The organism is Streptomyces sp. NPDC014991 (assembly GCF_043080665.1).
Taxonomy (GTDB): domain Bacteria; phylum Actinomycetota; class Actinomycetes; order Streptomycetales; family Streptomycetaceae; genus Streptomyces.
In genome coordinates, this window is the sequence record NZ_JBIBVY010000045.1 from 1 (window position 1) to 14499 (window position 14499).

General features: G+C 74.3%; 13 protein-coding genes, 1 rRNA gene and 1 pseudogene. 13 read left to right on the top strand and 2 right to left on the bottom strand.

The features are described from left to right. The 3 genes and pseudogenes from rrf to ACF1BE_RS34700 all read left to right on the top strand — a co-directional run. A 5S ribosomal RNA gene (gene rrf, locus ACF1BE_RS34690) occupies positions 1-105 on the top strand; the annotation flags it as partial. 66 nt (positions 106-171) lie between these two features. Continuing rightward, positions 172-1530, top strand: a pseudogene (locus ACF1BE_RS34695) (hypothetical protein); the annotation flags it as partial. A 24-nt stretch (positions 1531-1554) separates the two neighbouring features. After that, positions 1555-2439, top strand: coding sequence for a hypothetical protein (locus tag ACF1BE_RS34700; protein WP_392202986.1), 885 nt, complete (start codon positions 1555-1557; stop codon positions 2437-2439). An 83-nt stretch (positions 2440-2522) separates the two neighbouring features. Here the strand turns inward: ACF1BE_RS34700 and ACF1BE_RS34705 are convergent, their stop codons facing one another. After that, complete coding sequence (locus ACF1BE_RS34705; RefSeq protein ID WP_392202976.1) at positions 2523-3806, bottom strand: DUF1015 domain-containing protein; 1284 nt, start codon at positions 3804-3806, stop codon at positions 2523-2525. Positions 3807-3880: 74 nt separating this feature from the next. Here ACF1BE_RS34705 and ACF1BE_RS34710 point away from each other — a divergent pair, with 74 nt between their 5' ends. From ACF1BE_RS34710 to ACF1BE_RS34725, 4 genes are all read left to right on the top strand, one after another. Beyond that, positions 3881-4909, top strand: a complete 1029-nt coding sequence (locus ACF1BE_RS34710; protein WP_392202977.1) for an HAD hydrolase-like protein — start codon at positions 3881-3883, stop codon at positions 4907-4909. Positions 4910-4979: 70 nt separating this feature from the next. Beyond that, on the top strand, positions 4980-6023 hold the full coding sequence (locus ACF1BE_RS34715) for a FecCD family ABC transporter permease (protein ID WP_392202978.1): 1044 nt from the start codon (positions 4980-4982) through the stop codon (positions 6021-6023). 29 nt (positions 6024-6052) lie between these two features. Continuing rightward, the gene (locus ACF1BE_RS34720) at positions 6053-7066 is read left to right on the top strand and encodes a FecCD family ABC transporter permease (protein ID WP_392202987.1); all 1014 of its coding nucleotides are present in this window, start codon (positions 6053-6055) and stop codon (positions 7064-7066) included. Next, positions 7063-7911: an ABC transporter ATP-binding protein gene (locus ACF1BE_RS34725; RefSeq protein ID WP_392202979.1), complete on the top strand. Its 849-nt coding sequence runs from the start codon at positions 7063-7065 to the stop codon at positions 7909-7911. The genes ACF1BE_RS34720 and ACF1BE_RS34725 overlap by 4 nt, the downstream gene beginning before the upstream one ends. Here ACF1BE_RS34725 and ACF1BE_RS34730 read toward each other — a convergent pair. Next, positions 7895-8242 carry a sterol-binding protein gene (locus tag ACF1BE_RS34730; RefSeq protein ID WP_392202980.1) on the bottom strand — a complete coding sequence of 116 codons (348 nt, stop codon included), beginning with the start codon at positions 8240-8242 and terminating at the stop codon, positions 7895-7897. The genes ACF1BE_RS34725 and ACF1BE_RS34730 overlap by 17 nt on opposite strands. 42 nt (positions 8243-8284) lie before the next feature. On the opposite strand from ACF1BE_RS34730, the gene ACF1BE_RS34735 reads away from it, so the two are divergent. The 6 genes from ACF1BE_RS34735 to ACF1BE_RS34760 all read left to right on the top strand — a co-directional run bounded on the left by ACF1BE_RS34735 (position 8285) and on the right by ACF1BE_RS34760 (position 14414). After that, positions 8285-8563 (top strand): hypothetical protein, encoded by a 279-nt coding sequence (locus ACF1BE_RS34735; RefSeq protein WP_392202981.1) that lies wholly within the window; start codon positions 8285-8287, stop codon positions 8561-8563. Between the two features lie 56 nt (positions 8564-8619). Next, positions 8620-9435: a TlyA family RNA methyltransferase gene (locus ACF1BE_RS34740; protein ID WP_392202982.1), complete on the top strand. Its 816-nt coding sequence runs from the start codon at positions 8620-8622 to the stop codon at positions 9433-9435. Beyond that, the gene (locus tag ACF1BE_RS34745; RefSeq protein WP_121789511.1) at positions 9432-10337 is read left to right on the top strand and encodes an NAD kinase; all 906 of its coding nucleotides are present in this window, start codon (positions 9432-9434) and stop codon (positions 10335-10337) included. The genes ACF1BE_RS34740 and ACF1BE_RS34745 overlap by 4 nt, the downstream gene beginning before the upstream one ends. Before the next feature lie 120 nt (positions 10338-10457). Next, positions 10458-12200, top strand: coding sequence for a DNA repair protein RecN (gene recN, locus ACF1BE_RS34750; RefSeq protein ID WP_392202983.1), 1743 nt, complete (start codon positions 10458-10460; stop codon positions 12198-12200). Between the two features lie 32 nt (positions 12201-12232). After that, positions 12233-12988 carry a hypothetical protein gene (locus ACF1BE_RS34755; RefSeq protein ID WP_392202984.1) on the top strand — a complete coding sequence of 252 codons (756 nt, stop codon included), beginning with the start codon at positions 12233-12235 and terminating at the stop codon, positions 12986-12988. A 280-nt stretch (positions 12989-13268) separates the two neighbouring features. Further along, positions 13269-14414, top strand: a complete 1146-nt coding sequence (locus tag ACF1BE_RS34760; RefSeq protein WP_392202985.1) for a glycosyltransferase family 4 protein — start codon at positions 13269-13271, stop codon at positions 14412-14414. The last annotated feature ends 85 nt before the right edge of the window (positions 14415-14499 follow it).

Consider the following 14499-nt stretch of genomic DNA (forward strand, 5'->3'; position numbering starts at 1 on the left):
AGCGTGAGGGAAACGCCCGGTTACATATCGAACCCGGAAGCTAAGCCTCACAGCGCCGATGGTACTGCAGGGGGGACCCTGTGGGAGAGTAGGACGCCGCCGAACAATATTTGGAGGACCCCTGGTCCCAGCGTTCAGCTGGGACCAGGGGTCCTTTTGCTTTTACCATGCTTGTGTACCGAAGAAGGAGTCACCATGCCCACCAACTCTCCCGACGACCGACCGGAGCGCGACCAGCGGCGACGGGACAGTGGTGACCGGAGCGACCGCGGGGGCTTCCGCGGCGACCGAGGTGACCGCGGCGACCGAGGTGACCGCGGCGACCGTGGTGGCTTCCGCCGGGACAACGACCGTCGTGACAGCGGCCGTCGTGACAACGACCGTGCGGGCTCCGGCCGGCGCGACGACGACCGCGGTGGCTTCCGCCGCGACGACCGTCGTGACGACAGCCGTGGCGAGCGCGGTGGCTTCCGTCGTGACGACCGTCGTGACGACAGCCGTGGCGGCGGTTATCGCCGTGAGGGCGACCGGGGTTCGCGTCCGGCGTTCCAGCGCGATGACCGGCGTGAGGGTGAGCGGGGTTCACGTCCGGCGTTCCAGCGGGACGATCGTGACCGTGGGCCGCGTCGGGACGACCGTGGGGACCGCGGCTTCCGCCGGGACGACCGCGGTGGCGACCGCCCGTCGTACCGCCGTGACGACGACCGTGGCGGGGACCGGGGCGGCGACCGTCCCTCGTTCCGCCGGGACGACAACCGCGGCGGCTTCCGCCGGGACGACAACCGGGGTGGCTTCCGCCGCGACGACCGTCGTGACGACCGCCGTGGTGGCGGCCACGGCGAGCGTGGCGACCGTGGCGGCTTCGCCGGCCGGCGTGATGACCGCCGTGACGGCGACCGGACCTCGCGTCCGGCGTTCCAGCGCGATGACCGCCGTGACGGTGACCGGACTTCGCGTCCGGCGTTCCAGCGCGATGACCGCCGTGACGGTGACCGGACTTCGCGTCCGGCGTTCCAGCGTGATGACCGGCGTGAGCGTCCGGCGTTCCAGCGGGACGATCGTGACCGTGGGCCGCGTCGGGACGACCGTGGGGACCGCGGCTTCCGCCGGGACGACCGCGGTGGCGACCGCCCGTCGTACCGCCGTGACGACGACCGTGGCGGGGACCGGGGCGGCGACCGTCCCTCGTTCCGCCGGGACGACAACCGCGGCGGCTTCCGCCGCGACGACCGTCGTGACGAGCGCCGCGACGACAACCGCGGCGGCTTCCGTCGTGACGACAGCCGTGTCGAGCGCCGTGACGACCGTCGCGGTGAGGACCGGGGCGGCTTCCGGAGTCGCGACGACCGCGGTGAGCGCGGTGGTTTCCGTCGTGACGACCGCCGGGACGACCGCGGTGGCCGCGCGCCGCACCGGGACGACCGCGGTGGTCGACCCGGTGGCTTCCGGGGTCGTGACGGGCGGGACGACCGCCGTGACGATCGCCGGGACGACCACCGTGGTGGCAGCCGGTTCCGGGACGAGCGGGACCGGGACCGGGAGCCGATCAAGCGGCTGCCGATCCCGGAGGATGTCACGGGCGACGAGATCGACAAGGACGTCCGGCAGGAGCTTCAGAGTCTGCCCAAGACGCTCGCGGAGGATGTCGCCAAGAACCTGGTGATGGTCGCCCGGCTCCTCGACGAGGACCCGGAGGGCGCGTACGCCTACTCCAAGGTGGCCCTGCGCCTGGCGTCCCGCGTGGCCGCCGTACGGGAGGCCGCCGGGTTCGCCGCGTACGCCACCCAGAAGTACGCCGAGGCCCTCGGGGAGTTCCGGGCCGCCCGGCGGATGACCGGCACCGTGGAACTGTGGCCGGTGATGGCCGACTGCGAGCGCGGGCTCGGACGGCCGGAGAAGGCGCTGGACATGGCCGGCGCGCCGGAGGTGCACAAGCTGGACAAGGCCGGCCAGGTCGAGATGCGGCTCGTCGCCGCCGGTGCCCGGCGTGACATGGGGCAGCTGGACGCGGCCATCGTGACCCTCCAGAGCCCCGAGCTGGCCTCCCAGTCGGTGCAGCCGTGGACCGCTCGCCTGCGCTACGCGTACGCCGACGCGCTGCTGGCCGCCGACCGGGAGCGCGAGGCGCGCGAGTGGTTCGCCAAGGCGGTCGAGGCCGACCGGGACGGCAGCACGGACGCGTCGGACCGGCTGGCAGAGCTGGACGGCGTGGAGTTCGTCGACGCCCTGGCCGAGGATGAGTCCGAGGAGTCCGGCGAGGAGTCCGGCAAGCCCGTCGAGGCAGTCGAGCACGCCGAGTCCGAGGAGCACGCCGAGTCCGGCGAGGTCGAGGAGCTCACCGAGTCCGAGGCGCCGGGCGAGCCCGTCGAGGCCGGGGAGCCCGCCGAGGCCGTCGAGCCCCGGGATGTCGCCTCCCCGGAGGCCGGTGACAAGGACTGACGCAGGTCGGTGACGAAGAGGGCGGGCTCCCCGGGGAGCCTGCCCTCTTTTTCGTGCCGTCCGGTGCCGTCGCTTCTGTCCGGTCAGATGTCCAGCGCGCGCAGCACCAGCCCCGAGGCCGGTTTCGGACCGAACGACGTCGACTTGCGGGGCATCGTGACGCCCTGCCGGGCCAGATCGCGGACGACCTCCTCGCGGACCGGGTGCATCAGGACGGCCGTGCCGCCGTCGCGTTCCGCCTTATCGACCGTCGCGGCCGTGTCGTGGATGTAGGCGATGTGGGCCGGGGAGTCCTCCGGGATCCGCCAGACGTGCTCCAGCAGTGTGGTGTGCAGGACCGTGGCGTCCAGGGAACGCCAGGCGGCCGGGCGGTCCGCCGGGATCGTCCGGGCCAGCAGGTCCGGGTCCGGACGGTCGAGGAGGTGGAAGACGCCGTCGCCGGCCAGCAGGAAGGCGTTGCCCTCGCAGGAGGCGTCGGCGAGCGCCTCCAGGGCCTGGGGCAGCCGCATGTCGAGTCGCTGTGTCCGGAACAGGCCCGCCACGGCCGTCAGGGCGTCGGCGACCGGCAGGCCGTGCAGCAGCCGGTGGATGGCGCGGACCCGCAGCGGGTAGCGGGCCGTGTCCACCAGGAGTACCAGGCCGTGGTCCCAGGGGCTGGGCGAGGGGTGTTCGGCGTGCAGCCGCAGGTAGGTGGCCCAGCGGTGGTGGCCGTCGGCGATCAGGGCCTGCCGGCCGGCGAGGTCGGACCGGACGCGCGTGACGTCGCCGGGGTCGGTGACGGACCACAGGCGGTGGTGGAAGCCGTCCTCGGTGGTCGTGGCCAGTAGCGGCGGGCTGCCGGCCGTGCGTTCGACGACCTCGGCGGCGGTGCCGTCGCCCCGGTACGTCAGCAGCAACGGCTCGAGGTTCGCGCGTGTGGCGCGCATCAGGGCCGCGCGGTCGGCGACCACGGGAGGCATGACGTCCTCGTGCGGCAGCACCACGCCCTCGGCGGGATCCGTGACGCGCAGGGTGCCGATGACCCCGCGCTGGAGTATGCCCTCGGTGTCCTGCTGCTCGTACACGTAGAGACCGGGTTCCGGGTCCGCGATGAGGATGCCCTCGTCCAGCCAGCGGCGGAGGGTGTCGGCCGCCTGCTCGGTGCGGGCGCTCGGGGTGCCGGCCTGGGGCAGGATCAGCCGGACGATGTTGTGGGGATCGGCGGACTGGAGGTGGTGCAGGCCGTCGGGGCGCACGACGACGTCGTAGGGAGGGGACGTGACGGAGGCGAGGCTGCCGACCCGGTCGGGGTCGTAACGGAGGCCTCGGAACGGGGTGAGTTCCAGGCCTCGGCGCGCAGTTGCCTCCGAGTGACCTGCTGTCTTCATCCCGGCATCGTACGTGGGGCCGGCGGCGTGCGGGATGATCGGGGGAAAGGCCAGCGAACGAGGAGCGATGCGACATGAGCCAGGGTGTCAGGACGAGGCCCGAGGGCAGTGGGCGGCCCCTGAGCGAGGCGTACGACACGGCGCTGCTCGATCTGGACGGGGTGGTGTACGCGGGCGGGAACGCGATCGCGCACGCGGTCGACTCGCTGGACGTGGCGCGCGAGGGGGGTATGCGTCTCGCCTACGTCACCAACAACGCGCTGCGGACCCCGGACGCCGTGGCCGGGCACCTCACGGAGCTGGGGATACCGACGGGTGCCGGTGATGTCATCACCTCCGCGCAGGCCGTCGCACGGCTGATCGCCGATCAGGTGCCGGCCGGGGCGCGGGTGCTGGTGATCGGCGGGGAGGGGCTGCGGGTGGCGCTGCGTGAGCGCGGCCTGGTGCCGGTGGAGTCGGCGGACGACGACCCGGCGGCGGTCGTGCAGGGGTACGGCGGGCCCGATCTGCCGTGGGGGCGGTTCGCGGAGGCGTCGTACGCGGTCAGGCGCGGGGTGCCGTGGTTCGCGTCCAACACCGATCTGACGATCCCGAGCGGGCGGGGCATCGCACCGGGCAACGGGGCGGCCGTGGAGGTCGTGCGCATCGCGACCGGTGCCGAGCCGCAGGTGGCGGGCAAACCGCTGCCCCCGATGCACCGGGAGACGATCATCAGGACCGGCGCCGAACGCCCGCTGGTGGTCGGGGACCGGCTGGACACGGACATCGAGGGCGCGTTCCACGGAGAGGTCGACTCGCTGCTGGTGCTGACCGGCGTCACCGACGCGGCGCAGCTGCTCTCCGCCCCGCCGCGGCACCGGCCGACGTATGTGGACGCCGATCTGCGCGGGCTGCTCACCGGGCAGCCGGAGGTCACCGCAGAGGGTGACGGATTCCGCTGCGGTGGCTGGACGGCGACGGCCGGGTCCGGCCGGCTGGCGCTGGAGGGTGACGGGGAGGCGCTGGACGGGCTGCGGGCACTGTGCGCGGCGGCGTGGACGGCGGCCGGGGACGGCTCGTGCGAGCTGGACGGGGGCAAGGCGCTGGCCCGGCTGGGACTCTGAGGCAGTCTCCCGGCGGGATGTGCGGGCACCGGGGATCGTGATCGCGTGCAGGGTAGGCTACCCTAACCTGGTGTTGGTCGACAGTCCTCCGGAACAGCGCGCGGGAGCCGCGGCCGCGCCCCCGATGCGATGGGCGGCAAGGGCTGTTGGGCTCCTGCTCTCGGTCGTGCTCCTGGCGTTCGTCACCCTGGCGAGCATCGCGATCGGGGCCAAGGCGCTGTCGCTGGACCAGGTCTGGCACGGCCTGTTCCACGCCTCGGGGACGTACGGCGACGTCGTCGTGGACGACCGGCTCGCGCGCACGGTCCTCGGGCTGCTGGTCGGTGCCGCGCTCGGTCTGTCGGGCGCGGTGCTCCAGGCGCTGACCCGCAATCCGCTGGCCGACCCCGGGCTGCTCGGCATCAACGCGGGCGCCTCCGCCGCCGTCGTCACGGCCATGACCTATTGCGGCGTCACCAGCCTGACGGGCTATGTGTGGTTCGCGTTCTTCGGTGCGGCGGCGGTCGGCGCGCTGGTGTGGTTCCTCGGCGGCAGCCGGGGCGCCACCCCGGTGCGGCTCGCGCTCGCCGGTACGGCGATCAGTGCGGCCCTCTACGGCTATCTCCAGGCCGTGATGATCACGGATGGCGCGGCCCTGGGCAAGATGCGCTTCTGGACGGTGGGTTCACTGGCCTCGGCCACCGACTCGACCATCCTCCAGGTGCTGCCCTTCCTCGCGGTCGGCACCGTCCTCGCGCTCGCCCTGGCCCGGCCGCTGAACGCCGTGGAGATGGGCGACGACACCGCCCGGGCCCTCGGCGCGAACCTCGGCCGGACCCGCGCGCTGGCCATGCTGGCCGCCGTGGTGCTGTGCGGTGCGGCGACCGCCGCCTGCGGCCCGATCGTCTTCGTCGGCCTGATGGTCCCGCACGTGGTCCGTTCCTTCACCGGCCCCGACCTGCGCTGGATCCTGCCGTACGCCACGGTGCTGGCGCCCGTGCTGCTGCTCGGCGCCGATGTCCTCGGGAGGGTCGTGGCCCGGCCCTCCGAGGTGCAGGTCGGCATCGTGACCGCGGTCATCGGCGGCCCGGTCTTCATCTTTCTCGTACGACGGCGGAGGACGGCCCAGCTGTGAAGACCCACACCAGGAGCCGTGCCGTCCGCATGCCCGGCGGGCTGTCCCTGCGGCTGGACCCGCGTGTCCTGACCGTCGTCGTGCTGGTGCTGGCCGCCGCGCTCGCCGCCGGGATCGCGCTGATCGGCACCGGTGAGGCGGGGATCCCGGCGGCCGACGTGCTCAGGACCCTCGCCGGGAACGGCACCGCCTACCAGGACTTCATCGTCAACGAGCTGCGGCTGCCGCGGGTGCTCGTCGGCCTGCTGGTCGGTGCGTCGCTGGGGCTCGGCGGTGCCCTGTTCCAGGCCGTCTCCCGCAACCCGCTCGGCAGTCCGGACGTGCTCGGCCTGTCGCAGGGATCGACGGCCGGCGCGCTCGTGGTGATCGTGCTGGTGTCCGGCAGCGCCGCCCAGGTCACCGTCGGCGCGCTGATCGGCGGACTGGTGACCGGCCTCGCCATCTACCTGCTCGCCTGGAAGCAGGGTGTGCACGGATACCGGCTGGTCCTGGTCGGTATCGGCGTCAACGCGATCGTCACCGCGGTCAACGGCTACCTGCTCACCAAGGCCGACCTGGTCGACGCGGCCCGCGCGGTGGTGTGGATGACCGGCTCGCTCGACGGCCGCGACTGGGACCAGGTCCGCCCGCTCCTGGCCCTGTGCGCCGTCCTCGTCCCGCTGGTCCTCGTCAACGCGCGCGGCCTGCGGATGATGGAGATGGGCGACGACGTCGCGAACGCGCTCGGTGTGCGCGTGCAGCGCGTCCGGCTCCTGCTGATGGTCTGCGCCGTCCTGCTCACCGCCACCGCCACCGCCGCCGCGGGCCCCGTCAGCTTCGTCGCGCTCACCGCGCCGCAGCTCGCCCGGCGCCTGACCCGATCGCCGGGGCCGAACCTGGTGCCCTCCCTCTGCATGGGTGCCGCCCTGCTGGTCGCCGCCGACTGGGTCTCCCAGCGCCTCTTCGGCGCCGACCAGCTGCCCGTCGGCGTCGTCACCGGCGTCCTCGGCGGGGGCTACCTGCTGTGGCTGCTGGTCGCCGAGCGCCGGGCGGGCCGGATATGAGCGACGCGTCCCCGAACACCCCTAGGAGCACTGTGAACCGCCTGTCCGCCGAGAACGTCACCCTCGCCTACGACGGGCGCGTCATCGCGGACCAGCTGTCCGTGGAGATCCCCGACCACTCGTTCACGGTGATCGTCGGCCCGAACGCGTGCGGCAAGTCGACGCTGCTGCGGGCGCTGTCCCGGATGCTCCGGCCGACCCGGGGCCGGGTGCTGCTGGACGGGCAGGCCATCCGTTCGATGCCCGCGAAGAAGGTGGCGCGGACCCTCGGTCTGCTGCCGCAGTCGTCCGTCGCCCCCGACGGGATCACCGTCGCCGACCTCGTCGGCCGGGGCCGCTACCCGCACCAGGGCCTGCTGCGCCAGTGGTCCGCGCGGGACGAGCGGGTCGTCCGGGAGTCGATGCGGCAGACCGGGGTCGCCGAGCTGGCCGACCGGTACGTGGACGAGCTGTCCGGCGGTCAGCGCCAGCGCGTGTGGATCGCCATGGCGCTGGCCCAGGAGACCCCGTTGCTGCTGCTGGACGAGCCGACCACCTACCTGGACATCCAGCACCAGATCGACGTCCTCGACCTGTGCGCCGAGCTGCACGAGACCCAGAACCGCACCCTGGTCGCCGTCCTGCACGACCTGAACCACGCCGCCCGCTACGCCACCCATCTGATCGCCCTGCGCGACGGCGAGGTGGTCGCCGAGGGCGCCCCGCAGGACATCGTCACGGCGGAGCTGGTCGAGGAGGTCTTCGGGCTGCGTTGTCAGGTCATCGACGACCCCGAGACCGGCACCCCGCTGGTGGTGCCGGCCGCCCGGAAGGCGCGGGCGCGGCGGGTCACAGCAGCTTCCTGAGCCGGAACAGGTCCAGCAGGCTCGCCTCCAGCCGGACCCGGCCCGAGCCCCAGGCGGTCGCGAAGTTCAGCCCGCCGCTCACCAGGGCCACCAGGTCGTCGCCGGCCATGGCGAGCCGGATCTGCGCCCGCTCGCGAGGTTCCCCCGGACGGGTCGCGTCGATCTCGATCCGGCCGCCGGTCAGCCGGCCCGCGAAGGTGACGTCGAGGTCGGTGATGTGGCAGCTGACCGAGCGGTCCAGGGCGGCGGCGGCCTGCACCTCGCCCCCGGCCCCCTGCATGTTGTCCGAAAGCTTCCCCAGTGCGGCGCGGCACTCCTCGATCGTGGCCATCGCCACCGACGGTACCCCAGCGGTTCGGGGTAGCGTCTGGGCATGAGCGAGTCCGTGTCCGAGGCCGGGACCTCCGCCGCGACGGAGCCCGCGTACGAGCCCGCCGCCCCGGCCCCCCTGAACATCCCGATCACCCCCACCGGCGACGCCGGGATCGACGCCCTGCTGGAGCGGCTGGCCGACGCCGGCCACCTCGCCACCGACGGGCACACCGAGGTGTACGAGGATGTACACCGGGGGCTGCGCGACGCGCTCACCGCGCTCGACGCCCGCCCGGGACCCCCGGTTCCGGACCGTCGCCCGACCGCCGGTCCCCGATGAGACCCTCCGGGTCGCACCCCGTGACCGCCGTACGAAGAGCAGGAGCTGAACCGAACGTGGCAGGAGTCGCACGCCGCCGTCTCGACGCGGAGCTGGTCCGCCGGAAGCTCGCCCGCTCGCGCGAGCACGCCGGCCAGCTGATCGCCGCCGGCCGGGTCACCGTCGGCAGGACCGTGGCGAGCAAGCCGGCCACCCAGGTGGAGGCCGCTGCGGCGATCGTGGTCCGGGCCGACGACAGCGACCCGGACTACGTGTCCCGGGGCGGGCACAAGCTCGCCGGCGCGCTCGCCGCCTTCCTGCCGCAGGGCCTCGCCGTCGAGGGCCGGCGCGCGCTGGACGCCGGCGCGTCCACCGGCGGCTTCACCGATGTCCTGCTGCGCGCGGGCGCCGCCCACGTCGTCGCGGTGGACGTCGGCTACGGGCAGCTCGCCTGGAGTCTGCGCAACGATGAACGCGTCACCGTCAAGGACCGTACGAACGTACGCGAGTTGACGCTTGAGGCGATCGATGGGGAGCCGGTGGATCTAGTCGTGGGCGATCTGTCCTTCATCCCGCTCGGGCTGGTGCTGCCCGCCCTGAAGCGGTGCGTGACGCCGGACGCCGACCTGGTGATGATGGTCAAGCCGCAGTTCGAGGTGGGCAAGGAGCGGCTCGGCAGCGGGGGTGTCGTACGGAGTCCGCAGCTGCGGGCGGAGGCCGTGCGGGGAGTGGCCCGGAAGGCCTGGGAGCTGGGGCTCGGGGTGCGTGGCGTCACCGCGAGTCCGCTGCCCGGGCCCTCGGGGAACGTGGAGTACTTTCTCTGGCTGCGGGCGGGAGCACCCCAGGTGGACCCGGCCGACGTCGACCGTGCAGTGGCGGAGGGGCCCCGGTGACACAGAACCTGGCGCGTACTGTCTTCCTGCTCGCCCACACCGGGCGGCCCGCGGCGATCCGCAGCGCGGAACTCGTCGTCAAGGGCCTGCTCCGGCACGGCATCGGGGTGCGGGTGCTGGAGGAGGAGGCCCGCGACCTGCCGCTGCCCGACGAGGTGGGGCTCGTCAAGGAGGCCACCCCGCAGTGCCTCGACGGGTGCGAGCTGCTGATCGTGCTCGGTGGTGACGGGACGCTGCTGCGGGGCGCCGAGTTCGCGCGGGCCTCCGGGGTGCCGATGCTCGGCGTCAACCTCGGCCGCGTGGGGTTCCTCGCGGAGGCCGAGCGGGACGACCTGGACCGGGTGGTGGACCGGGTGGTGGCACGGTCGTACGAGGTCGAGGAGCGGATGACCGTCGACGTCGTCGTGCACCGCAACGGGGACATCGTGCACACCGACTGGGCGCTGAACGAGGCGGCCGTGCAGAAGGCCGGCGCCGAGAAGCTGCTGGAAGTCGTGCTGGAGATCGACGGGCGGCCGGTGACGGGGTTCGGGTGCGACGGGGTCGTGCTGTCCACGCCGACCGGCTCCACCGCGTACGCGTTCTCCGCCGGGGGACCGGTGGTGTGGCCCGAGGTGGAGGCGCTGCTGATGGTGCCGATCAGCGCGCACGCGTTGTTCGCCAAGCCGCTGGTCACCTCGCCGGACTCGGTGCTGGCGGTGGAGGTCCTGCCGCATGTCCCGCCCGGGGTCCTGTGGTGCGACGGGCGGCGGACCGTCGAGCTGCCGCCGGGGGCGCGGGTGGAGGTGCGGCGGGGGGCCGTACCGGTGCGGCTGGCCCGCCTGCACCACTCGTCGTTCACCGACCGGATCGTGGCGAAGTTCGCGCTGCCGACGACCGGGTGGCGGGGAGCGCCGCACTAGCGGATCGGGGGGCCGACCGCGGTTCGCCGGCGGGTGCGGGTGCTTCGTCGCTCGTCGCGGCCGCACCACTCGGCGCACCGGCACGGGCGGGCCATGTGCACTCCCCGCCCCGGACCTCGTATGGTCTGTTCCGTGTTGGAGGAGATGCGGATACGGTCACTCGGGGTCATCGACGACGCTGTCGTCGAGCTGTCACCGGGGTTCACCGCTGTCACCGGTGAGACGGGTGCGGGCAAGACCATGGTGGTCACCAGCCTGGGGCTGCTGCTCGGCGGCCGGGCGGACCCGGCGCTCGTGCGGATCGGCGCCGACAAGGCCGTCGTCGAGGGGCGGATCGCCGTACCCGCCGACGCCACCGCCGTCGTCCGCGCCGAGGAGGCCGGCGCCGAGCTGGACGACGGGGCCCTGCTGATCACCAGGACCGTCTCCGCCGAGGGCCGCTCCCGGGCGCATCTGGGCGGGCGCAGCGTGCCCGTCGGGCTGCTCGCCGAACTGGCCGACGACCTGGTGGCCGTGCACGGGCAGACCGACCAGCAGGGGCTGCTGAAGTCGTCCCGGCAGCGGCAGGCCCTGGACCGGTACGCGGGCGACGCCGTCGCCGTGCCGCTCGCCGCCTACTCGGAGGCGTACCGGCGGCTGCGGGCCGTCTCCGCCGAACTGGAGGAGATCACCACACGCGCCCGTGAGCGGGCGCAGGAAGCCGACCTGCTGCGGTACGGGCTGGACGAGATCGCCGCCGTGGAGCCGCGGCCCGGGGAGGACGCGGAGCTGGCCGAGGAGGCGGAGCGGCTCGGGCACGCCGAGGCGCTGGCGTCCGCCGCGACAGCCGCGCACGCCGCTCTCGCGGGCATTCCGGAGGACCCGGAGGGGATCGACGCCTCGACCCTCGTCGCGGGCGCCCACCGGGCGCTGGAGGCCGTACGCTCCCACGACCCGGCGCTGGGCGCGCTCGCCGACCGGGCCGGGGAGATCGGGATCCTGCTCGGCGACGTGGCGGGCGAACTGGCCGGATACGCCGACGACCTGGACGCCGATCCGCTGAGACTGGCCGCCGTGGAGGAGCGACGGGCCGCGCTCACGGCACTGACCCGCAAGTACGGCGAGGACGTCGACGCCGTCCTCGCCTGGGCCGAGCAGAGCGCCGCGCGCCTCACCGAGCTGGACGGCGACGACGAGCGGACCGGGGAGCTGACCGCCGAGCGGGACGCCCTGCGCGCCGAGCTGGGCGGCCTGGCGCAGGCGCTGACCGACGCGCGCGCCGAGGCCGCCGAGCGGTTCGCCGCCGCGGTGACCGCCGAGCTGGCCTCGCTGGCGATGCCCCACGCGCGCGTGTCCTTCGACATCCGGCAGACCGAGGACCCCGAAGGCGTGGAGGTCGGCGGCCGTACGGTCGCCTACGGGCCGTCGGGCGTGGACGAGGTCGAACTGCTTCTCGCCCCGCACCCCGGCGCCCCGCCCCGGCCCATCGCCAAGGGCGCGTCCGGCGGTGAGCTGTCCCGGGTGATGCTGGCCGTGGAGGTCGTGTTCGCGGGCACCGACCCGGTGCCGACGTACCTCTTCGACGAGGTCGACGCCGGGGTCGGCGGCAAGGCCGCGGTCGAGATCGGCCGGCGCCTGGCGAAGCTCGCCCGGACCGCGCAGGTCGTCGTGGTCACCCACCTGCCGCAGGTCGCCGCGTTCGCCGACCGGCAGCTGCTGGTGGAGAAGACCGACGACGGATCGGTCACCCGCTCCGGCGTGAAGGTCCTGGAGGGCGAGGACCGCATCCGCGAGCTGTCCCGCATGCTGGCGGGCCAGGAGGACTCCGAGACGGCCCGGGCACACGCGGAGGAACTCCTGGCGACGGCCAGGGCCGACCTCTGAGACCGCACCTCTGCGACGACCGGGGTGACCGGATGATCAGCACGACGCGACCGTCCCGCACCTTCCTCCTCGCCGCCGCACTCACCCGGGCCGGGCAGGCTCTGCTGCGCGCCCGGGCCCCCGGCGGACGGGAGCGCTGGGAGCGGACGAACCACGCCGGGCGCGCCGTCGGGCTGTACGCCGGGCCCGCCGCGGCACTCGGTGCGGCCCTCGCCGCGGCCCGGGTGCGTCCCGGGGCCGGGCTCGCGGTCCTCGCCGCCGGGGCGTGCGGGGCGTACGACGACGTGGCCGGGGACCACCGGCGCGGTTTCCGCGCGCATCTGGGGGCGCTGCGCGACGGCGAGGTCACCAGCGGGGCCGTGAAGCTGTTCGGGATCTCGGCCGCGGCGCTGGCCGCGGGGGCACTGCTGAAGGAACACCCGTTCGACCGACTGCTCGCCGGGGCCGCCATCGCGGGCACCGCCCATCTGGTCAACCTCGTCGACGTACGGCCCGGACGGGCCGCCGGCGTGGTGCTCCTGCTCGGCGCGCCGGCGGCGGCGCGAGCGGGGGCCGCCGGGCAGCTGGCCGCCGGTGCGCTGGGGGCGGCCGCGGCCGTGCTGCCGGAGGACCTGGCGGAACGGACGATGCTCGGGGACACGGGGGCGCACGCCCTCGGCGCCGCGCTGGGGGCGGCCGTGGTGGCGGGGAACCGGCGCTCGGGACTGCTCGCCCACGCGGTCGCGGTGGTGGTGGCGGCCCGGTACGGGGACCGGGTGAGCGCCTGGGCGCGCGCCGTGCGCGTCTGACCTCACCGTATGTCGGGGCCGCGTTCGGCCATGGCGAGATTCCCCTCCTCCGTGTGGGTGATGTGCTCCGGCGCATTGCCCCGGCCCGCCGCGCGGTGCGCCCTCCCGGCTGTCCCTGAACGGCCGTACGCCCTGGCATGCTTGGCAGCGGACGGGGGGCGGGCGTCGGGTCCGGACCGTCCGCCCGGGAGGCGCGCGGGGTGCGCCCTTCCGGCCCCCTGAGCCCGCTACCTTCTGTACGTTTCCTCGTACCGCCCACGCGAACCAGGAGCCCGGCCACGTGACCCCCGTGAGCAGCAACGCACCGCACGGCCAGTCGCCGCTGCGCACCGTGCAGGTGCTCGGCGGAGGCAACGCCGGCAGCAGCGCGCACGTGCGTTCCCTGGCCGAGGGTCTCGTGGCACGGGGCGTGCGGGTTACCGTGTGCGCCCCCGTCGAGGCCGAACGCGCCTACGACTTCACCGGAGCCGGCGCCGAACACGTGCACGTGCCGCGCAGCAGCGACCCGGTCTCCGTGGCCGCGCTCCGGACGGCCTGCGCCTACGCCGACCTGGTGCACGCGCACGGTCTGCACGCCTCCTTCCGGACCGTGCTCGCGCTCAGCGGGCGCGACACCCCGCTGGTGGTCACCTGGCACGGCCGCACCCGCGCGGAGGGCCCGCGGGCACAGTTGCTGCGGGTGCTCGAGCGTCGGGTCGTGCGGACCGCGGCCGTGGTCCTCGGCACCAGCTCCGACCTGGTCGACCTGGCCCGGCGGAGCGGTGCGCGCGACGCCCGGCTCGCGGCCGTCACCCTGCCGGGCCGGCGCCGGCCCGGTCACCTGGCGGACCCGGACGACCCCGACCTGCTGCGGCCCAAGATCCGGGCCGAACTCGGCGCCACCGGACGCCCGTTGCTCATCGCCGTCGGCTCCCTGGACCGGCAGCGCGGCTACGGCGTCCTGCTCGACGCGGCGCGGGCCTGGCGCGACCTCGACCCCGTGCCGCTGGTGGTGGTCGCGGGCGAGGGGCCGCTGCGCCCGGTGCTCCAGCGGCGCATCGAGGACGAGGAGCTGCCGGTACGGCTCATCGGACGCCGGGACGACGTGCCCGAACTGCTCGCCGCCGCCGATCTGGCGCTGCTGACCAGCAGTTGGGAGTCACGGTCCGTTCTCGCCCAGGAGGCGCTGCACGCGCGCGTGCCGCTCGTCGCGACCCGCGTCGGCGGCATCCCCGACCTCGTCGGCGACGCGGCGGCCCTCGTCCCCTACGGTGACGCGGACGCCCTGGCCGGCACCGTCGTACGGCTGCTGGCGGATCCCGGATGGTGCGCGCGGCTGCGCGAGCGCGGGGTGCGGCAGGCCTCGACCTGGCCGACGGAGGACGAGACCGTCGCCCAGGTCCTCAGCGTGTACGACGAGTTGACCCAGCCCAGGCCGCTGGCCTAGGTCGTGTCCGCAAAGTGTCGGCGTCGTTGGTCTGTGCGTGGTGCGTCGTCATGAGCTGACCGATGAGTCGTGGGCGTTGATCGAG